Annotated in this window: 14 protein-coding genes; 10 read left to right on the forward strand and 4 right to left on the reverse strand. The window is 68.4% G+C overall.

Annotated features, from left to right (window positions below; translation table 11 throughout):
- Nucleotides 1-10 precede the first annotated feature (10 nt).
- Entirely contained in the window at nucleotides 11-1,111 is a 1,101-nt protein-coding gene (locus CHB69_RS13090) for a carbohydrate binding domain-containing protein (RefSeq protein ID WP_089216444.1), read from the forward strand.
- Between the two features lie 264 nt (nucleotides 1,112-1,375).
- Here the strand turns inward: CHB69_RS13090 and CHB69_RS13095 are convergent, their stop codons facing one another.
- Nucleotides 1,376-3,028, reverse strand: a complete 1,653-nt coding sequence (locus tag CHB69_RS13095; RefSeq protein ID WP_089216445.1) for a glycoside hydrolase family 43 protein — start codon at nucleotides 3,026-3,028, stop codon at nucleotides 1,376-1,378.
- Nucleotides 3,029-3,115: 87 nt separating this feature from the next.
- Between CHB69_RS13095 and CHB69_RS13100 the strand changes: the two genes are divergently transcribed.
- From CHB69_RS13100 to CHB69_RS13120, 5 genes are read left to right on the forward strand one after another with little or no spacing between them, the layout of a single operon-like run.
- Nucleotides 3,116-4,240, forward strand: coding sequence for a fumarylacetoacetate hydrolase family protein (locus CHB69_RS13100; RefSeq protein WP_089216446.1), 1,125 nt, complete (start codon nucleotides 3,116-3,118; stop codon nucleotides 4,238-4,240).
- Nucleotides 4,241-4,247: 7 nt separating this feature from the next.
- A complete protein-coding gene (locus CHB69_RS13105; protein WP_089216447.1) occupies nucleotides 4,248-5,684 on the forward strand; it encodes an aldehyde dehydrogenase family protein in 1,437 nt (478 codons plus the stop codon).
- 5 nt (nucleotides 5,685-5,689) lie between these two features.
- Nucleotides 5,690-6,475: a D-xylose 1-dehydrogenase gene (xylB, locus tag CHB69_RS13110; protein WP_089216448.1), complete on the forward strand. Its 786-nt coding sequence runs from the start codon at nucleotides 5,690-5,692 to the stop codon at nucleotides 6,473-6,475.
- Complete coding sequence (locus tag CHB69_RS13115; protein ID WP_170935555.1) at nucleotides 6,466-7,353, forward strand: SMP-30/gluconolactonase/LRE family protein; 888 nt, start codon at nucleotides 6,466-6,468, stop codon at nucleotides 7,351-7,353. Before xylB ends, CHB69_RS13115 begins: the two co-directional genes overlap by 10 nt.
- Nucleotides 7,350-9,257, forward strand: coding sequence for a sialate O-acetylesterase (locus CHB69_RS13120; protein ID WP_245836776.1), 1,908 nt, complete (start codon nucleotides 7,350-7,352; stop codon nucleotides 9,255-9,257). Before CHB69_RS13115 ends, CHB69_RS13120 begins: the two co-directional genes overlap by 4 nt.
- A gap of 152 nt (nucleotides 9,258-9,409) precedes the next feature.
- On the opposite strand, the gene CHB69_RS13125 is transcribed toward CHB69_RS13120, so the two are convergent.
- From CHB69_RS13125 to CHB69_RS13135, 3 genes are read right to left on the reverse strand one after another with little or no spacing between them, the layout of a single operon-like run.
- Nucleotides 9,410-11,194, reverse strand: coding sequence for an IlvD/Edd family dehydratase (locus CHB69_RS13125; protein WP_089216449.1), 1,785 nt, complete (start codon nucleotides 11,192-11,194; stop codon nucleotides 9,410-9,412).
- The gene (locus CHB69_RS13130) at nucleotides 11,191-12,288 is read right to left on the reverse strand and encodes a LacI family DNA-binding transcriptional regulator (RefSeq protein ID WP_089216450.1); all 1,098 of its coding nucleotides are present in this window, start codon (nucleotides 12,286-12,288) and stop codon (nucleotides 11,191-11,193) included. Before CHB69_RS13130 ends, CHB69_RS13125 begins: the two co-directional genes overlap by 4 nt.
- A 58-nt stretch (nucleotides 12,289-12,346) precedes the next feature.
- Nucleotides 12,347-14,428: an alpha-glucuronidase gene (locus tag CHB69_RS13135; protein WP_089216451.1), complete on the reverse strand. Its 2,082-nt coding sequence runs from the start codon at nucleotides 14,426-14,428 to the stop codon at nucleotides 12,347-12,349.
- A gap of 97 nt (nucleotides 14,429-14,525) precedes the next feature.
- Here CHB69_RS13135 and CHB69_RS13140 point away from each other — a divergent pair, with 97 nt between their 5' ends.
- From CHB69_RS13140 to CHB69_RS13155, 4 genes are read left to right on the forward strand one after another with little or no spacing between them, the layout of a single operon-like run.
- Nucleotides 14,526-16,907, forward strand: a complete 2,382-nt coding sequence (locus CHB69_RS13140; RefSeq protein ID WP_245836777.1) for a glycoside hydrolase family 3 N-terminal domain-containing protein — start codon at nucleotides 14,526-14,528, stop codon at nucleotides 16,905-16,907.
- Nucleotides 16,908-16,910: 3 nt separating this feature from the next.
- On the forward strand, nucleotides 16,911-18,128 hold the full coding sequence (gene manD / locus CHB69_RS13145) for a D-mannonate dehydratase ManD (protein ID WP_089216453.1): 1,218 nt from the start codon (nucleotides 16,911-16,913) through the stop codon (nucleotides 18,126-18,128).
- Nucleotides 18,118-19,455 (forward strand): MFS transporter, encoded by a 1,338-nt coding sequence (locus CHB69_RS13150; protein ID WP_089216454.1) that lies wholly within the window; start codon nucleotides 18,118-18,120, stop codon nucleotides 19,453-19,455. Before manD ends, CHB69_RS13150 begins: the two co-directional genes overlap by 11 nt.
- Nucleotides 19,452-20,591: an endo-1,4-beta-xylanase gene (locus CHB69_RS13155; protein ID WP_089216455.1), complete on the forward strand. Its 1,140-nt coding sequence runs from the start codon at nucleotides 19,452-19,454 to the stop codon at nucleotides 20,589-20,591. Before CHB69_RS13150 ends, CHB69_RS13155 begins: the two co-directional genes overlap by 4 nt.
- The last annotated feature ends 310 nt before the right edge of the window (nucleotides 20,592-20,901 follow it).

Below are 20,901 nucleotides of genomic sequence, written 5' to 3' on the forward strand. Positions count from 1 at the left end.
GAGGAGAGGAATGAGTCATTGGAAGCTGCCGGCGCTTGCCGCGCTGGCCTGTGCTGCGGTTCCGGCCGCGGCGGCGGAGCAGAATGCCGACCTCGCGGCGCTCGACGCGCAATTGCCGGGCGAGCTGATCAACGATCCGTCGAGCCTCGACTGGGCGAGTTATGGGGCGGGGTTGAAGCGCGAGGGGGTCGAGGCCGAGGTGGCGGGCGGCGCGGCGATCCGCTTCAGCGTCGGTGCGAAGTCGGCGCATCCCTATGAGATCGCGGCGAGCTTTCCGCTGACCGCCGCGGTCGCGAAGGGCGAGCAGGTCACGGTGGGTTTCTGGGCGCGCACCATTTCGGCCGATACGCCGGACGGCAAGGGCGTCGTCACCGTGCGCGTCCAGCAGAATGCGAGCCCCTATGACGGCTTTGCCGATCGCACCGTCGCGGTCGGTCCCGACTGGAGCTGGTACGAAGCGAGCGGCGTCGCGACGGTGAAGCTGGGCAAGGGCGCCGGACAGGTGGTGCTCCAGCTGGGCGGTGCGAAACAGCTGGTGGAGATCGGGCAGGCGATCGTGGTCAAGGGCGCGCCGCGGATCGTCGGCGAAACCGCGGCGCCGGCAGCGGGCAAGGCGGCGGCGGTCGAGGTTCCCGACCTGTTGAAAGACGCCGGGCGGCTGATCAACGATCCCGCCGATCGGCGATGGGGCTATAACGGCCCCGACGGCGGCATGGCGCCGCGCGACGACAAGACGATCTGGCTGGGCAAGGCGACGCGCTTTACCACGCGTGCGGTCGGCGCGAACCGCTGGGATGTCGGCACGGCGATCCCGATCGGCGAGGCGCTGAAGGCGGGCGAGAAATTGCTCGTCGCGATCGCCGCGCGGACCGAGAGCGCCGCGACCGACGACGGCAAGGCGCTCGTCGGCATCCGCATCCAGACGAACGCGCCGCCCTATGACGGCTTCGGCGACGCGGCGTTCAAGGTCGGGCCGAGCTGGCAGCTGATCCGCGTGCCGCTGACCGTCGCGCAGGACATGGCGGCGGATCAGGCGACGGTCGCGCTGCAGTTCGCGGGGGCGGTGCAGGCGGTCGATATCGGGCCGGTTTATCTGTTCAAGGTGGAGTGACGTCTGATCCTCCCGGCGGCGAAGGCGTGGGGAGCGCGAAGCGCTGACGGAGGGGCAGCGAGCCTGGGGTTGAAGATCGTGTGTCCCCGCGAAGGCGGGGACCCATCTCCCGACGATTCAACATAGAGCCGTTCGGAGATGGGCTCCCGCCTTCGCGGGAGCACACAGCTTGTTTGGTCAAAGATGGCCACGCGCTGGCGAGCGCTGCGCTGGGCCGCTTCGCCATCGTGCGGATGGTTCTGCTCCCCGTCACTGCACGTCGGATCAGCGCGCTGCCGCCAGCGCATAGGGGCCGACGACCAGCCCGGTGAACAGGCCGGCATGGACCGACGCGAGCGGTTCGACGTCGATCGCGGGCGCGAGGGTTTGCCATGCGTCGCCGGTGCGCCAGGCAAGCGCGGCGTTGCCGCCGGTGATCGTCAGCCGCAGCGCGACGTCGCCGCTGCCGAGCGGCCGTGACGCGACGATTTCGCCGCGCGCGTCCTCGCGCTCGGCAATGCGGCGGCGCGCGACGATCCTGCGCTGGCCCGCGATCCGCTCGACCCCGAAAGCGAGGAAATGCGCCTCGTCCATATAGGCGAGCAAGCCGGCGAAATCGCCGTCGCGCTCGGGCGTGAAGCGCAGTCGCGTCTCGAAGCTGGCGTCGTGGTGGCGCAGGCGGCGGCCGACGAAGGCGGGCTGGCCAAGGCTTCCGGCAGGGTCGGGGCGCGCCTGCAGGACGAGCGCACCGCCGTCCAGCTTCGACCAGCCGCCGCGGTCGGCGCCGCGCAGCCAAATCCATTCGGGCGAAAGCGTCGCGGCGTCGAAAGCGTCGTCCCATGCGCTGCGGTCGATCGGCGGGTCGGCGGGCAGCGCGGGGCGCTCGACCAGCGGCGGGATGGCTTCGCCGGGATCGAGGAAGCGCGGCCAGCCGTCCGCCCAGCGCACGGGCAGCAGGAAGGTCTCGCGCCCCATCAGGGTCGATTGCCCGGCAAAGGGGCGCGTCGCCAGAAACGCGCCCCACCAGCGGCCGTCGGGAAGCTCGACGAGATCGGCGTGGCCGGTGGCCTCGACGCGGTCGGGGCGGTCCGGGGGCAGGTCGCGCTGGGTGAGGATCGGGTTGACCGGGCCGGGGGTGTAGGGGCCATCGGGGCGCGCGGCGCGATAGATGGTCTGCGAATGGCGGTCGGCGGTCCCGCCTTCGGCCGCGGTCAGATAATAGGCGCCGCCGGCCTTGTAGATATGCGGCCCTTCGGCCCAGATCGGATTGTCCTCGGGGTGGACGCCGCCATCGACGAGCAGCTTGCGCGGACCGGTGAGCGTCCCCGCCTTTGCGTCGAAGCGCTGGATCCAGATCGCGCGATGCCCTTCGTAGCGCGGCGTCCCTTCGGGCGGGCCGTTGTTGACGAGCCACGCGCTGCCGTCATCGTCGAAAAAGAAGGACGGGTCGATGCCGTCGAAATCGAGCCAGTGCGGATCGGACCACGGACCGGCGGGATCGCGCGCGGTGACATAGAAATTGCCGCCGCATTCGATGCAGGTCGTGACGATGTAAAAGAGGCCGTCGTGATAGCTGATCGCGGGCGCGAAGATGCCGCGGTTGGTGCCGATCCCCTTGAAATCGAGCATCGCGGGGCGGTCGATCGCATGGCCGATCAGCCGCCAGTTGACGAGGTCGCGGCTGTGGAACACCGGCACCCCGGGAAACCAGGCGAAGGTCGAATTGACCAGATAGAAATCGGCGCCGACGCGGACGATCGACGGGTCGGGGTGAAAGCCGGGGAGAACCGGGTTGCGGAACTGGCCCTGCGGCGCAGGCGCGGGAAGGGCGGCGGCGCGATAATGCGCGTCCTCGAACCGCGCCTCGGGCTGCGCCATCGCCGGAGCCGCGGCGAGCACCGCGACCGACAGCGCCCAGCGGACGGACCATGTTTTCATTTCTCTCTCCCCATGTTTTGGACCCTTGCTTCGTGTCACCCCCTTTACTATGGTAGCGCTATCAAGAGAAGAGATTTGGGACAGGACATGCAGCAAGGGCTCGTCGAAATCTTGCCGGCCGATTATGCCGAGGGGCTGTTCCTCGGCCGCGCGATGGCGCCCGAGGGGCCAGTCGTGCTGTTGATTCGAAACGGAAATCTCTATGATCTGACCCAAGAGGCGGCGACGGCCGCCGGCGCGGTCGAGCGCAGGCATTTTGCCGGCGGGCGCGAGCTCGGCCCCGTCGCGGACGGGCTTCCCGAGGGGTGGCGGTTGCTGTCGCCGATCGACCTGCAATGCGTGAAGGCGTGTGGCGTGACCTTTGCGCTGTCGGCGATCGAGCGGGTGATCGAAGAGCGCGCGCGCGGCGATTCGGCGCGCGCCGGCGACATTCGCGCGATGCTCGAGGAAAAGGTCGGCTCGGCAATCCGCACGGTGGTGCCGGGAAGCGACGCGGCGGCGGCGCTCAAGGAAGCGCTGATCGCCGAAGATATGTGGTCGCAATATCTGGAGGTTGCGATCGGCCCCGATGCCGAGGTCTTCTCCAAATCGCCGGTGCTCTCGACCGTCGGTGCGGGCGCCGAGATCGGCGTGCGGTCGGATTCGACGTGGAACAACCCCGAGCCCGAGGTCGTCCTGATCGTCGATCCGGCGGGCGCGATCGTCGGCGCGACGCTGGGCAACGACGTCAATCTGCGCGATTTCGAGGGGCGCTCGGCGCTGCTTCTGTCGAAGGCGAAGGACAATAATGCGTCGTGCGCGATCGGCCCGTTCATCCGCCTCTTCGACGATGGATTCACGCTCGACGACGTGCGGCAGGCGACCGTCGAATTGCTGATCGAGGGGCCCGAGGGCTATCGCCTAGAGGGCACCAACGAGATGGCCGAGATCAGCCGCGACCCCGCCGATCTGGTGCGCCAGACGATGAGCGAACATCATTTCCCCGACGGCTTCGCGCTGTTCTGCGGAACGCTTTTTGCGCCGACGCAGGATCGCGACGTGCCGGGCAAGGGATTCACCCACAAGGTCGGCGACCGCGTGAGCATCAGCGCGCCGCGGCTCGGCCGGCTGACTAACAGCGTCACTACGTCGCGCGATGCGCCCGCATGGGAGATGGGCATCGCCGGCTTCATTCGCAATCTCGCCTCGCGCGGATTGATCGACAGGATTTGAGGAGTTTATGACCCGAAGTTTAGGACATTATATCGGCGGCGAATGGGTAAAGGCCGACGCCTCGCTCGACAGCCTGAACCCCTCCGACACCGGTGACATCGTGGCGCGCTTCCCCGACGGCGGGGCGGCCGATGTCGACCGCGCGGTCGCGGCGGCGTCGGACGCCTTCGCCGGATGGGCCGCGGCCTCGCCCGAGGTTCGCGCCGATCTGCTCCACAAGGTCGGCGAAGCGCTGTTCGCGCGCTCGGCCGAGATCGGCGAATTGCTGGCGCGCGAGGAAGGCAAGACGCGCGCCGAGGGGATCGGCGAAACGCTGCGCGCCGCGCGCATCTTTCGCTATTTCGCGGGAGAGGCGCTGCGGCGGCACGGGCTGACGCTCGAATCGACGCGTCCGGGGCTCGACGTCGCGACCTATCGCGAGCCGCTCGGCGTCGTCGGGCTGATCACGCCGTGGAATTTCCCGATCGCGATTCCCGCGTGGAAAGCCGCGCCCGCGCTCGCCTTTGGCAACAGTGTGGTGCTCAAGCCCGCGAACATCACGCCCGCGATCGCGACCGCGCTGACCGAGATCATCGCCGAGGCGGGGGCGCCGCCGGGCGTGTTCAACCTCGTCCTCGGGCGCGGCGACGTGGGGCGAGCGCTCGTCGACCATGACGATGTCGCGGCGATCAGCTTCACCGGATCGCAGGCGGTGGGCGCGCAGGTCGGCAGCGCCGCGATGGCGAAGCAGAAGCGCGTGCAGATGGAGATGGGCGGCAAGAATCCGCTCGTCGTCCTCGCCGATGCCGATCTGGACAGGGCGGTCGCGATCGCCGCCGACGGCGGTTTCTTCCAGACCGGACAGCGCTGCACCGCGTCGAGCCGGGTGATCGTCGAGGATGCCATCCACGACCGCTTCGTCGCCGCGCTCGCCGAGCGCGCAAGGGCGCTGAAGGTCGGCCCCGCGCTCGCCGCCGACACGCAGGTCGGGCCCGCGAGCAGCGAGGCGCAGCTCGAGCAGAATTTCCGCTATGTCGACGTCGCGCGCGGCGAGGGCGGGCGGATCGCGGCGGGCGGCGACCGCGTCGAGGCCGCAAGCCCCGGCTATTATATGCAGCCGACGGTGATCGCCGACACCGCACCCGACATGCGGATCAACAATGAAGAGGTGTTCGGTCCCGTCGTCTCGACGATCCGGGTGAAGGATTATGACGAGGCGCTCGCGGTCGCGAACCGCGGCGATTTCGGCCTCTCGGCGGGAATCGTCACCAACAGCGCGAAGCATATCCGCGACTTTCGCAAGAATGTCCGCGCCGGTATGGTGATGATCAACCTGCCGACCGCGGGGGTCGATTACCACGTCCCCTTCGGCGGAACGCGCTCGTCGAGCTATGGCCCGCGCGAGCAGGGATTTGCGGCGGTCGAATATTACACCCAGATCAAAACCGTCTATCAGGGGGATTGAACGGCATGGCGGAATTGCTTGTAGACGCGCCGCCGGCCGGCGCCCGCTACCCGAGCCTGTCGGGAAAGCGGGTGGTTGTCAGCGGCGGCGGGTCGGGAATCGGCGAGGGGATCGTCGAGGGTTTCGTCGCGCAGGGGGCCGCGGTCGCCTTCGTCGACGTCCAGACGGCGGCGAGCGAGGCGCTGGTCGCGCGGTTCGCCGACGCGGCGATGCCGCCGCGCTTCGCGCCGTGCGACATCACCGATCTCGACGGCTATACCGCGTGCCTCGAAGCGCTGATCGGCGAGCTTGGCGGCTGCGACGTGCTGGTCAACAATGCCGGCAACGACGACCGGCACGAGTTCGAAAAGGTAACGCCCGCCTATTGGGACGAACGCATGGCGGTGAACCTGAAGCATCATTTCTTTGCCGCCAAGGCGGTGGTGCCGCATATGAAGGCCGCCGGCGGCGGGTCGATCATCAACCTGGGGTCGATCAGCTGGCATCTGGGGCTGGAGGACCTGATCGTCTATCAGACCGCGAAGGCCGCGATCGAAGGGCTGACGCGCAGCCTGGCGCGCGAGCTGGGGCGCGACAATATCCGCGTCAACGCGATCGTTCCCGGCAACGTCCAGACCGAGCGGCAGAAGCGCTGGTATTCGCCCGAGGGCGAGGCCGAGATCGTCGCGTCGCAATGCCTGAACGGCCGCATCCAGCCCGCCGACATCGCCGCCATGGCGCTGTTCCTCGCGTCCGACGACGCGCGCTTTTGCACCGCGCATAATTATTGGGTCGATGCGGGATGGCGGTGATCGTGCCCGAGGTTCGCCGGCTGCTCGACGCCGAAAGCCTGCTCGGCGAAGGGCCGTGCTGGGATGCGGCGCGCGGCGTGCTGTGGTTCGTCGACATCAAGCGCCATCGCCTGTGGCATTATGACCCGGCGACGGGCAGCAACAGCTTCGCCGACGCGCCCGAACAGATCGGCTGGGCGCTGCCGGCCGAGGACGGGAACCTGCTCTGCGGCCTGAAGGACGGTCTCTATCTCTTTGATCCCGAAGCGCGGAGTTTCGAAAAGCTGGCGGCGGTTCCCGGCGAGCCGGCGCACAACCGCCTCAACGATGCCTGCACCGATCCGTGGGGGCGGGTGTGGTTCGGGTCGATGGACGATGCCGAAAATGCGGCGTCGGGACGCTTTTATGTCTTCGATCGCGGCCGGATCGTGCCCGCGGGGCCGTCGGCCATTTCGATTACCAACGGACCGGCGGTGAATGCCGACGGCAGCAAAATCTATTTCACCGACACTGTCGGCCAGCGCATCCTCGTCGCCGACCTCGGCCCCGAAGGGGTCGGCGAGGCGCGGCTTTTTGCCGATGTGAAGGCGCATTTCGCCGACGCCTATCCCGACGGCCCCGTGGTCGATGCCGAGGGGCATGTGTGGACCGGCCTCTACAACGGCTGGCATCTCGCGCGCTTCGCGCCCGATGGCGAGCTGACGCTGTCGGTCAAGCTGCCCGCGCAGAATCTGACGAAATTGGCGTTTGGAGGGAAGGATTTGCGAACCATCTTTGTCACGACGGCGCAAAAAGGCCTGAGCGCCGAGCAACTGGCGGCGCAGCCGTGGGCGGGCAGCCTGCTCGCGTTCGACGCCCCCGTCGCGGGAGTCGCGCCGCCGCCGGTGAAGCTCGCGTGACCCGCGCGTCGCTGCTCGCCGCCGCGGCGCTGTTTGCGACCCCCGCCATCGCCGCGCCGGCACTCGCGCCGGTGTGGACCGACCATGCGGTGATCCAGCGCGATCAGCCGATCGCGATCGAGGGCAGCGCGGCGCCGAAGGAAGCGCTGACCGTCACCTTGGGCACCGCGAAGCAGTCGGTGCGCGCCGACGCCGACGGCCATTTCCGTGCGACCTTTCCGGCGCGGAAGGCGAGCGCTGCGCCGCTGACGCTGCGCGTCGCCAATGCGGCGGGTGAGGGGGCATCGGCATCCGACCTGCTCGTCGGGGACGTCTGGCTCTGTTCGGGCCAGTCGAACATGGAACTGCCGTTCGACCGCGCGCTCGACAGTTTCAACCAGCGCCACCGCGCTGCCGACGACGGCATCCGGCTGCTGACGATCCCCAAGGTGACCGCGCCGGTGCCGCAGCCGCGCTTTGGTGAGCCGGCGGCGTGGACCGCAGCGACGGGCGAGACGGTCGGCGACTTTTCCGCTGCCTGCTTCTATATGGGCAAGCAGCTTCGCGCCGATCGCCCCGGCGTTCCGCTGGGCCTCATCAATTCGAACTGGGGCGGCAGCGCGGCGCGCGCCTGGCTGACTCCCGAGGGCGGGCGGACGCTCTATGGCGACAAGGCGCTCGACCTGCTCAAACTCTATTCGAGCGACCCGCTCGCCGCGACGCAGGCGTTCGTGCCGCAATGGTTCGACTGGTGGCGCACGCACGACGGCGGCCGCGAACCGTGGACCGACACGGCGATGCTCGACTGGAAGCCGGTTCCCGAAATTTCCTTCTGGAACGCGTGGAAGGGGAGCCGGCTCGACACCCGGCCGGTCGCGAATGTGTGGCTGCGCAACAAGGTGACACTCACCGCCGAGCAGGCGTCGCAGGGCGGAAGCCTGTCGATCGGGGCGATCGACGACCTCGACCTGACCTTCGTCAACGGGCATCCCGTCGGCTATACCTTTGGCTGGGGGGTCGAGCGGACCTATCGCATTCCTGCCGATTATTTGCACGCCGGCGACAATGAGATTCTGATCGCGGCGAGCAATTTGTGGGACACGGGCGGCTTTTTCGCCGGACCCGACCGGCTGTTCTTCACGCCGGGCAACGGGGGGGCGGCCATCCCGCTCGGAACCGGCTGGCAATATTCGATCGGCGCGGTCACCGGCGAGCCGCCGCGCGCGCCGTGGGACGTGAATGCCGGCATCGGCGTGATGCATAATGCGATGATCGCGCCCTTCGGTCCCATCCGCCTTGCCGGGGTCGCCTGGTATCAGGGCGAGAGCGACGTCGGGCACCCCGGTTACGACAAGAAGCTGCAAGCGCTGTTCGCCGGCTGGCGGCGCCAGTTCGGCGCGCAGGCGCGGATGCTGATCGTGCAGCTCGCCGACTATGGCAAATTGCTCTCGCAGCCCGCGGCGTCGGGATGGGCGGAGATCCGTCAGGCCCAGCTCGACGGTGTCGCCGCCGATGCCAATGCCGCGCTGGTCAGCGCGATCGACATCGGCGAGCCGAGCGACATCCACCCCGCGAACAAGAACATACTCGGAAAGCGGCTCGCCATGGCCGCCGAGGGCCAGCCGATGCCGATGCCGCAGAGCGCGCGGCTGGTGGGCGACGCGGTGACGGTGAGCTTCGACGGGATCGAGGGCGGGCTGGTTGCCTATGGCGGGCCCTATCCGCTGGGTGTCGAGCTGTGCGGCGATACGCAGGAGAGTTGCCGCTGGGCGCTCGCAACGCTTTCGGGCGATACGATGCGCATAACGACCGACGGCAAGCCCGCGACGCGTGTGCGCCACGCCTGGGCCGACGCGCCGGTGGTCAATCTGCACGACGGGCGCGGCCTGCCGGTGCCGGGGTTCGAGCTCGCGATCGAGCGATGACGTTCGCGCACTGATCCCCTTGCGGTTCCATTCCCGGTTTCGTCATTGCGAGCGAAGCGAAGCAATCCAGAGCGGTTTACGCAGCACTGGATTGCTTCGCTTCGCTCGCAATGACGGGAAACGAATGCCGAAGGAATAATGGCCGCTGAAATTCAGTGATTGTGCCGCGGCAGCTTGCGCGAGGTGCCGCGATATTTGAGCGCGAAGTCCATCACCGCGCCGCCCGCGAGCTGGCCGGTCTTTTCGCGGTAGAGTTCTTCCCACGGCGTTGCGCTTGCCGGAATCGGCGGCGCGGGCTCTTCGGCGAGGCGCCGCTCGATTTCGCCTTCTTCGACCAGCGCGTCGCAGGTGCCGGCATTGAGGTCGACGCGGATGATGTCGCCGGTGCGCAGCCAGGCGAGCCCGCCGCCCGCCGCGCTTTCGGGCGAGGCGTTGAGGATCGAGGGGCTGTCCGACGTGCCCGACTGGCGCCCGTCGCCGAGCGTCGGGAGCCACATCTTTCCTTCACGGATCATCGCGTCGGGGGGCTGCATATTGACCACTTCGGCCGATCCGGGCCAGCCGATCACCCCGGCGCCGCGGATGACGAGGATGCAGTCGTCGTCGATGGCGAGCGCGGGGTCGTTGATCCGGTGATGATAATCGTCCGAGCCGTCGAAGACGATCGCGCGCGCCTCGAACACGCCTTCGTGGCCCGGCCGCGACAGGTAGCGCGCGCGAAAGGCGTCGGAGATCACCGAGGTCTTGAGGATCGCGAAATCGAACAAATTGCCTTTGAGTACCAGAAAGCCGGCGCGCTCCATCAGCGGGTCGGCGAAGGGGCGGATCATCTCGCGGTCGCGGCTTTCGCAGCCGTCGAGATTGTCCGCCATGCGGCGTCCGGTGCAGGTGAGCGCCTCGCCCCGGAGCTTGCCCGCGCGGAGCAGCTCCCACATCGCCGCGGGGACGCCGCCGGCGCGGTGGAAGCGCTCGCCGAGATAGCGGCCCGCGGGCTGCATGTTGACGAGCAGGGGCAGGTCATAGCCATGATCCTGCCAGACCTCGGGTTCCAGCTCGACCCCGGCGTGGCGCGCCATCGCGACGATATGCGGCTGCGCGTTCGACGAGCCGCCGATCACGCTGACCGTCGCGATCGCGTTGAGGAAGGCGTCGCGGGTCAGGATGCGCGAGGGGCGCAGATCCTCGCGGACCATCTCGACGATACGCTGACCGGTGCGATAGGCATATTGGCCGCGCTCGCGATAGGGGGCTGGGATCGCCGCGCAGCCGGTCAGCGACAGGCCCAGCGCCTCGGCGACCGCATTCATCGTCGAAGCGGTGCCCATCGAATTGCAATGTCCCGCCGAGGGCGCGCTGCTGCATGCGCGATCGAGAAATTCCTCTTCGTCGATCTCGCCAGCCGCGAGCAGGCGGCGGCTGCGCCAGATCACCGTGCCCGACCCGACGAGCTCGCCTTCGTGCCAGCCGTCGAGCATCGGCCCGCCCGAGAGCACGATCGCGGGGATGTCGACGGTGCTCGCCGCCATGATCTGGCTCGGCGTCGTCTTGTCGCAGCCGGTGGTCAGCACCACGCCGTCGATCGGATAGCCGTTCAGAAGCTCGACGAGCCCGAGGTAGAGCAGGTTGCGGTCGATCGCCGCGGTCGGGCGGCGGCAGTTCTCGAAGATCGGGTGGACCGGAAACTCGATCGGGATGCCACCCGCGTCGCGGATGCCGTCGCGGGTGCGCTTCGCGAGGTCGAGGTGGATGCGGTTGCAGGGGGAAAGGTCGCTCCCCGATTGCGCGATGCCGATGATCGGCTTGCCCGAGCGCAATTCCTCGGGGGTGACGCCGTAATTCATGAAGCGCTCGAGATAGAGCGCGGTCATGTCCATTCGCTCCACATTGTCGAACCAGTCGCGCGAGCGCAGCCGGGGACGTGGAGCCGCTTCGGTCATTTCTTCTCGATGCCTTCGCGCGTCACAAGGCTGGGCGCCGCATCGGATTCGCGCCGCACCAGCGTGTAGGGCAGCGTCTTCTGCTCATATTTGAAGCGTTCGCCCGCGCGCTTCTTGCGGATGATCGTCGCGATCGCCGACACCGCCCAGGCGGTCATCTCGCGGATCGGCTGGCGCACCGTCGTCAACTCGGGCCAGATCGTGCTCGCCATCGCGGTGTCGTCGAAGCCGCAGACGGTGATGTCGTTCGGCACGTCGAGGTGGCGGCGGTGCGCGACCGCGACCGTCGCCGCCGCCATATCGTCGTTCGAGGCGAAGATCGCGGTCGGCCGCGGCTTCACCGACAGGAGCTTTTCCGCGCCGTCGAGCCCCGAGCGATAGGTGAAGCGCCCCTGGACGACCAGCTCGGCGGGCAGGTCGAGCCCCGCTTCCTCCATCGCGGCGCGATAGCCGTTCAGGCGGCGCAGGCTCGCGACCTGTTCCGGGTTGCCGATGATGAAGCCGATCCTCTTATGGCCCAGGTCGATGATATGCCGGGTCATGTCATAGGCGGCCTGGAAATCGTCGATCATCACCGACGCCTGCGTTCCTGTCGCCTTGCCCGGACCGACCGCGACCGCCACCGCGCCGAGTTCGCTGACGAGGTCGAGCACGCTCTGGTCGTCGCACAGCGGCGGCGGCAGGATGAAGCCCTGAATCCCGCCGTCGGCGAGGTTGCGCATGATCGGCGGCGCATCGGCGAGCGTCGGGCAGCTCTGCACCACCAGATGCACGTCGCCGCGCGTCGCTTCGGCGAGCGCCCCCATCAGAAACTCGCTGAGATAGGAGGCGGACGGGTTGTCGAAGAGCAGCGCGACGCGCAATTGTTCGCCGCCCGCAAGGCTGCGCGCCGCGCGGTTCGGCGTGTAGTTGAGTTCGGCGATCGCGGCGAGCACCTGCTGGCGCGTTTCCTCGCGCACGCTTTCCTTGCTGTTGATCACGCGGCTCACCGTCATCGGCGAGCAGTTGGCGAGCCGCGCGACGTCGTTGATCGTCGGCTGCCCCTGATGGCGCACGCGCGTCCGGCGCGCGCTGTCCTTGATGTCGCTGGTCATGTGCGGCTCCTAATCCAGCGGCGAGGGGCGGGCAAGCATTGGGTTATCGCTCCCACCATCAGATTCCCGGCGCTTCGGGGAAGGCGAGCGCGCGATAATGGTCGATGTCGTGCGCGGGCGGCGCGGCACCTGCGGGCAGCGGCAGCCCGTTCAGCGATTGCCACCAGGCGATCGAGGCGTCGCGCCACCAACGCGCCTCGCGCTGCTGCACCTTCAGGTCCTCCGCGACGTCGGCGAAACGCTCGGCATCGACGTGGCTGCGCTGCGCATCCCACGTCGCCGCCATCGCATCGACCGCCGCGACGCCGCGGTCGTAGCGGTGGACGAGTTCGGCCCACAGGCTGCGCCCCGACCGCGTGCGCCAGTCCCACGGCAGATGGTGGAACCACAACAGATAATCCTCATCCATCGCTTTTGGATCGCGCCATTCGTCCGCGACCGAGGGCGCATATTGGGCGAGCGCGTCGCTGCCGCTCGCCGTCCGGTCGAAGCCGATTCCGTGCGCGTCGGCGCGGCTGTAATAGCAGGGGTTCCACTCGGGCCGCGCAAGGTCGCACACCCACGGCGCAGGGCCGTAATGATGATTCGTCCCCATCTGATGCGCGAGGCCGAGCGGGGTCATATAATCGACCACCGCCTGCCGGCTGCCGAGCATCATGGCGGTCACCGCATCGAGGAAGCCCGCGTCGCGGCCCAAGGTCTGCGCCGCCCATTCGCGTGCGACCGCTTCGCTCGCCAGCGACGGGTTCCAGGCAAGGCGGCCGAAGGCATACCAGTTCGCCTGATCGAAATGGCCGCCGGTCCAGTTGCGATCCGACCCGACATTGGCGACCCCCGCCATGCCGCCGCGGCGCACCATGCCGGCGACTGTCCCGCCGCGTCCGGTGTCGGCGTCCAGCGCCTCTTTCCACAAGGGCGCGAGGAAGGCGAGGTGGGTCGAAAAGCCTAGATATTCCTTGGTAATTTGTCCCTCGAACATCAGCCGCGTTTTCGGCATCGCGCCGAAGATCGGGTGAAAGGGTTCGCGCGGCTGGAAGTCGATCGGGCCGTTCTTGACCTGCACGATCACATTGTCCGCAAATTGCCCGTCGAGCGGCACGAAGTCGGCATAGGCCTGTTTCGCGCGGTCGCTCGCATCCTCGGCCGAATAGACGAAGGCGCGCCAGATCACGGTGCCGCGCGAACCGAGCGCCGCCGCGAGCATGTTCGCGCCGTCGGCGTGGCTGCGGCCATAATCCTGCGGTCCCGGCTGACCTTCCGAATTGGCCTTGACCAGAAAGCCGCCGAAGTCGGGAATGGCGGCGTAAATTTCGTCGGCCTTCGCCTTCCACCAGCGGCGCACCGCGGGGTCGAGCGGGTCGGCGGTGGCAAGCCCGCCGATGTCGCGCGGGGCGCTGAACCGCGCCGACAGGAAGACGCGGATGCCATAGGGCCGCCACGCATCGGCGATGCGCCGAAGCTTCGCGATGAAGCGCGGCTCGAGGAAGATCGCAGGCGCGTTGACATTGTTCACCGCGACCGCGTCGATGCCGATCGAGGCGTTGGCGCGCGCATAGTCGATCAGCCGCCGGTCGAGGTGATCGGGCAGGCGCCACCAGTCGAAGATCGAGCGCCCGGCATAGCCGCGCTCGACGCTGCCGTCGACATTGTCCCAATGGTCGAGCATCCTGAGCGGCATCGCCGGCCGCTCGTCGAGTTCGATCGCGCGCGGATCGCGCCCGAGCGACAACTCGCGCAGCAGCGCGAAGGCGCCATAGAGGCAGGCGCGATGGTCGGCGCCCGCGATCACCAGCGTGCGCGCATCGACGGCGCGGATATGGAAAGACCCGTCGCCGTCGCCGCCGGCGCGCGGGCAGTCGAGCCGGATCGAGCCTTTGGTCTTCGCGGGTGCGCCGAGCGACGTGAGGCCGCGCGCGAGTTCGGCCTCGGCCACGGCGAGCATCGGGCCGCCAGTGGTCCCGCTCGCCCGCTCGACGCGCGGGGCAAAGCCTTGAAGCCGCGCCAGCGCGTCGCCGCCGAGCGGCGCATAGCGCAGCCACAGCGCATAGCCGTCCTCGGCATGTGCGGCGGTCGCCGGTAGCAGGGTCAGCGCGAGGAGCGCCGCCGCGAGGCGATTGACAAGCCCTCTCCCATTCATCATGGTAGCGCTATCAAAAATGGCGCGGCAGTCAAGCCCGCCGACATTGGGGAGAGGCGATGACGGGGCGTTTCAAAGCGGTTCTGCTGGCGGTGGCTCCGTGAGGCGCCGCGCGGCCCTGCGCCTGCTCGCGGGAGGCAGTCTCGGCGCGCTGGCGCTTGCGCGCGCGCCGGTCGCCGCCGCGCTCGCGCCGCCGCGCTACAAGGATGCCGCGGCGCCGATCCCGGTGCGCGTCGCCGACCTGATGGCGCGGATGACCCTGGCGGAGAAGATCGCGCAGATCCGCGCCGCCTGGGCGGCGAAGGGCGCGATGATCGACGGGCTCGCCTTCGACCCCGCCAAGGCGAGCGCCGCCTTTCCCGACGGCATCGGCCATGTCACGCGCCCGTCGGACAAGCGCGGGGTGCCCGGCATCACCGGTGCCGCGGGCGGCACGGCGGCGCGCTGGCGCACCCCCGAGCAGACGGTCGATTTCATCAACGCGCTCCAGCGCTGGGCGGTGGAGGATATACGGCTCGGCATTCCGGTGCTGCTCCACGAGGAATCGCTCCACGGCTATATGGCGACCGAGGCGACGATGTTTCCGCAGGCGATCGCGCTCGCGGGGACGTTCGACACCGACCTGATGCGGCGCGTCCAGTCGGTGATCGCGCGCGAGGTGCGCGCGCGCGGCGTGCCGCTGGTCCTTTCGCCCGTCGTCGACATCGTCCGCGACCCGCGCTGGGGCCGGATCGAGGAATGCTGGGGCGAAGACCCGTTCCTCTGCGCCGAGATGGGTGTCGCCGCGGTCGAAGGGCTGCAAGGCGCGGGCAAGTTCGAGCGGCTCGGCCCGGACAAGGTGTTCGCTACGCTCAAGCATATGACCGGCCACGGCCAGCCAGAGAGCGGCAATAATATCGGCCCCGCGCCGATTGCGGAGCGCGAGCTGCGCGAGAATTTCTTTCCGCCCTTCCGCGAGGTCGTCCGCCGCACCTCGGTCGGCGCGGTGATGCCGAGCTATAACGAGATCGACGGCGTGCCGAGCCACGCGAACACATGGCTGCTCGGCGACGTGCTGCGCGGCGAATGGGGCTTCGACGGGCTGATCGTCAGCGATTATGGCGGCGTCCACGAGCTTGCGACGCTCCACCATCTGGCCGCCGACGAGGCCGAGGCGGCGCGCCTCGCGCTCGAAGCCGGGGTCGACAGCGAATTGCCCGAGGGGCAGGCCTTTGCGACGCTGGCCGACAGCGTCGCGGCGGGGCGGGTGCCAATGGCGCTGATCGACCGCGCCTGCGCGCGCATCCTGACCTTCAAATTCCGCGCCGGATTGTTCGAAAATCCCTATGGCGACAAGGCGAAGGCGCGCGCGATCACCGGCAATGCCGAGGCGCGCGCGCTCGCGCTCGAGGCGGCGCGCAAGTCGCTCTGTCTGCTGACCAACAAGGGCGGCGCGCTGCCGCTCGACCGCCGCCGCATGGGCCGCGTCGCGGTGATCGGGCCGAATCATGCGATCGCGCGGCTCGGCGGCTATTCGAGCGTGCCGAAGCAGGCGGTCAGCCTGATCGACGGGCTGCGCGCGCTCGCGCCCGAGGCCGATTTCGTCACCGCGCAGGGCGTGTTCATCACGACGAGCGAGGATCGCTCGGCCGATCTGGTCGAACTCGCGCCGCGCGACCGCAATCTCGCGCTGATCGCCGAAGCGGTCGAGGTCGCGCGCGGCGCCGACCGCATCATCCTCGCGATCGGCGATACCGAACAGACGAGCCGCGAGGGCTTCGCCGCCAACCATCTGGGCGATCGCACCGACATCGACATCGTCGGCGAACAGAATGAACTCGTCGATGCGCTCGCGGCGCTCGGCAAGCCGCTGATCGTCTGCGCGATCAACGGCCGTCCGCCGAGCTGGCCCAATGTCGTCGAAAAGGCCGATGCGATCCTCGAATGCTGGTATGCGGGGCAGGAGGGGGGCACCGCGATCGCCGAAGCCTTGCTCGGCGACGTCAATCCGGGCGCCAAGCTGCCGGTGAGCGTCGTGCGCAACGCGGGGCAGATTCCGCTGTTCTACAACCGCAAGCCGAGCGCGCGCCGCGGCTATCTGTTCGACGATGCCGCGCCGCTGTTCCCCTTTGGCCATGGGCTCAGTTACACCCGCTTCGAGATTTCGGAGCCGCGCCTCTCGGCCACCCGCATCGCGCCCGACGGGGTGGTCGAGGTCGCGGTCGAGGTAAAGAATATCGGCGATCGCGCGGGCGACGAGGTGGTGCAACTCTATATCACGCGCACCGGGGCGTCGGTGACCCAGCCGATCCTCGAATTGAAGGGTTTTCGCCGCGTGACACTGGCGCCGGGTGAAAGCGAGCGCTTGACCTTCACCCTCGGCCCGCGCGAACTCGCGATCTGGGACGCCGCGATGCACGAGACCGTCGAGCCCGGCCGCATCGAGGTCGGGGCCGGCGCCAGCTCGGCGGAGCTGCGCCGCGCCGCCTTCACGATCGGATAGCCCATGCCCGCTTCGACCATTGCCGATATTCGGACGATCACCTGTTCGCCGGGGCGCAATTTCGTCACGCTCAAAATCGTCTGCGAGGACGGCACCTATGGCGTGGGCGACGCGACGCTCAACGGGCGCGAGCTTGCGGTCGCCTCCTATCTCGCCGACCATGTCGCGCCGTGCCTGATCGGCCGCGACGCGCACCGCATCGAGGATATCTGGCAATATCTCTATCGCGGCGCCTATTGGCGGCGCGGGCCGGTGACGATGAGCGCGATCGCCGCGGTCGACATGGCGCTGTGGGACATCAAGGCGAAGCGTGCCGGGATGCCGCTCTATCAGCTGCTCGGCGGCGCGGCGCGCGAGGGCTGCATGGTCTATGGCCACGCCAATGGCGAGACGATCGACGACACGATCGAGGCGGCGCGCGACTATGCCGCGCAGGGCTATCGCGCGATCCGCCTCCAGGCCGGGGTTCCGGGCCTCGCCAAGACCTATGGCGTGTCGTCCGACCGCTATTTCTACGAGCCCGCCGACGCCGACCTGCCGTCCGAAGCCGCGTGGGCGACGCACAAATATCTGCCGAGCGTCGCGCCGCTCTTTGCCGCGGCGCGCGACGCGCTGGGGTGGGACGTCCATCTGCTCCACGACGTCCACCACCGGCTGACCCCGATCGAGGCGGCGCGGCTCGGCAAGGATCTGGAGCCCTTTCGTCCCTTCTGGATCGAGGATCCGGTGCCGGCCGAGAACCAGCAGGGCTTTCGCCTGATCCGCCAGCATACGACGACCCCGATCGCGGTCGGCGAGGTGTTCAACAGCATCTGGGACGCGAAGCAGCTGATCGAGGAGCAGCTGATCGACTATATCCGCGCCACCGTCGTCCACGCCGGCGGGATCACGCATCTGCGCCGCATCGCCGCGCTCGCCGACCTTTATCGCATCCGCACCGGCTGCCATGGCGCCACCGACCTGTCGCCGGTGAGCATGGCCGCGGCGCTCCATTTCGGGCTTTCGATCCCCAATTTCGGGGTGCAGGAATATATGCGCCACACCGAGGCGACCGATGCGGTCTTTCCGCACGCCTATCGCTTCGCGGACGGGATGATGCATCCCGGCGACGCCCCCGGCCTCGGCGTCGACATCGACGAGGCGCTGGCGGAAACGCATCCTTATCGCCGCGCCTATCTGCCGGTGAACCGGCTCGAAGACGGGTCGATGCATGACTGGTAGCGCGGCCCCCGCCGCCGCTCCGGCGCCATCGCCCGGCCGCTTCCGCTGGGCGATCTGCGCGCTGCTCTTTTTCGTGATCACGATCAACTATGTCGACCGCCAGGTGATCGGCGTGCTCAAGCCGGTGATCGAGAGCGACATGGGGTGGAGCGAGGTCGATTACGGCAATATCGTCACCGCCTTTCAGGCGAGTTATGGCGTCGGGCTGCTGGTCGTCGGGCGCTGGCTCGACCGCGTCGGGACGCGGCGCGGGCTGGCGATCGCGATCGCCCTGTGGAGCATCGCCGCCGCCTTTCATGCGGGCGCGCGCAGCGTGCTCCACTTCATCCTCGCGCGCGCCGCGCTCGGCATCGCCGAAAGCGCGGCCTATCCCGGCGCGGTCAAGTCGGTCGCCGAATGGTTCCCGCGCCGCGAGCGCGCGCTGGGGGTCGGCATCCTCAACGCCGGGGCCAATGTCGGCGTGCTGCTGACGCCGATCGTCGGCATCGCGGTCGCGGGCGCCTTCGGGTGGCGCGCCGCCTTCCTCGTCACCGGGCTGCTCGGCCTCGTCCTGCTCGCCGCATGGCTGCGCTTCTATCGCACCCCCGCCGATCATCCGCGCCTCACCGCCGCCGAGCGCGCGCATATCGAGCAGGATGGCGAAGACCCCGATTGCGCGCCGCTCGGCTGGGGGCAGGCGCTCCGCCAGCGCCAGGCCTGGTATTTCATCGCCGCCAAATTCTTCACCGACCCCGTCTGGTATCTCTTCCTCTTCTGGCTTCCCGATTTCTTTGCGAAGACGCAGGGGCTCGAGCTGTTTCCGAAGGGCGATACCGGCATCCTCGCGACGATCGGCCCGGCGCTCATCGCCGTCTATCTGCTCGCCGACATCGGCTCGGTCGCGGGCGGCTGGCTGTCGTCGCGGCTGATCCATCGCGGCTGGAGCGTCAACGCGGCGCGCAAGACGACCTTGCTCGTCGCCGCGCTTTGCGCGCTGCCGCTCGTCGGCGTGACCAACGCGCCGAACGCGGGGGTCGCGGTCGCGCTGATCGGACTCGGCACCGCCGGGCATCAGGCCTTTTCGTCGAATATCTTCGCGATGATCGGGGATCTCTATCCGCGCCGCGCGGTCGCGACGGTCGCGGGCATGGGCGGCATGGCGGGGGCGATCGGCGGCATATTGATCGCGCAGGCGACCGGCTGGACGCTTCAGCTCACCGGTTCCTATCTGCCGATCCTGCTCTATGCCGGGCTCGCTTATCTGATCGCGCTCGCGGCGATCCAACTGCTCGTCCCGCGCATGGAGCCCGCGCCGCTCACCCCCCTTCAACCGGAGCCTTTTCGATGATCGAACCGACCCGCCGCCAGACGCTCGGCGGCCTCGCTGCGCTTGCTGCGCTTCCCGCATCCGTGCGTGCCGCGCCGCCGGCTCCCGCCTCGCTCGACGCGCTGGCGCGTAAAGGCGGCCGCCGCTTCGGCAGCGCGATCGCGTGGAATCCGCGGAGCATGGATTCGGGATCGGTCCAGAACCCCGCCTATGCCGCGCTGGTGCAGCGCGAATGCGGCCTCGTCGTCCCCGAGAATGAGATGAAGTGGCAGTGGCTGCGCAAATCGCCGGACAGCTTCGACTTTTCGGCCATGGACGGCATCGTCGGCTGGGCGAAGGCGAGCGGTCTTGCGGTGCGCGGCCACACGCTGCTGTGGCATCGGCCCAAATGGTTTCCCGGCTGGCTCAACAAATATGATTTTGGCGCGAACCCGGCGACCGAGGCCGAGCGCTTGCTGACCACCCATATCCGCACGGTGACCGCGCGTTATGGGGCCATCATCAAGAGCTGGGACGTGGTGAACGAGGCGATCGACCACGACCGTAATGCGCCGATCGAAACGAGCCTGTCGCGCGCGATGGGCAGCCCCGAGGCGGTGCTCGACATCGCCTTTCACACCGCGCGCGAGGCGGCGCCGGGAGCCGAGCTCGTCTATAACGACTATATGAGCTGGGAGCCGGCGCACGCGAAGCATTGCGCCGATGTGCTCCGCCTGCTCGAAGGCTTTCGCAAGCGCGGCACGCCGGTCGATGCGCTCGGTATCCAGTCGCATATCGAAATGTTCAGCCTCGATCCCGCGACCGGCGTTGGCCCCTATCGCGAGCGCGAATGGCGCGCCTTTCTCGACGAGGCCGTCGGCATGGGATACCGGCTGCTGATCACCGAATTCGACGTCAAGGACAAGGCGCTCCCCAGCGACGTCGCGGTGCGCGACGCGAAAATCGCCGATTATACGCGGCGCTATTTCGACCTGATGCTGGGTTACGAGCAGCTCGGCGACATTCTCGCCTGGGGGATGGTCGACAAATATAGCTGGCTGCAGGGTTTTGCGCCGCGCGACGACGGGCGCGAGGTGCGCGCCTGTCCCTATGACGACGCCTATGCGGCGAAGCCGATGCGCGCGGCGATCGCGGCGAGCCTGGCTGCGGCTGGCTGACCACCCCGGCGTCTGGCGGCTTTTCGACCGTAAGGGGACGTTCTGGCCTATCCTGACCCGTTCGCATCGAGCGCAGTCGAGATGCCCCTCGGCGTCGCGCCATCGAGATGGGTGTCTCGACTGCGCTCGATGCGAACGGGAATGGAGGTGTCCGGAAACGACCGCAAGCTGCCGTCAAGCCATCACCAGATTCGCGCAGAGACGCCGAGAACGCAGAGGGCAAGCGTGAAAATCTCTGCGTTCTCTGCGTCTCTGCGCGAAATATTTGGAAAGGCGGCATCCGACCGGTTGCGGACCTTTCCATCCTCGT

The organism is Sphingopyxis indica, from assembly GCF_900188185.1.
In the GTDB taxonomy this organism is placed as follows: domain Bacteria; phylum Pseudomonadota; class Alphaproteobacteria; order Sphingomonadales; family Sphingomonadaceae; genus Sphingopyxis; species Sphingopyxis indica.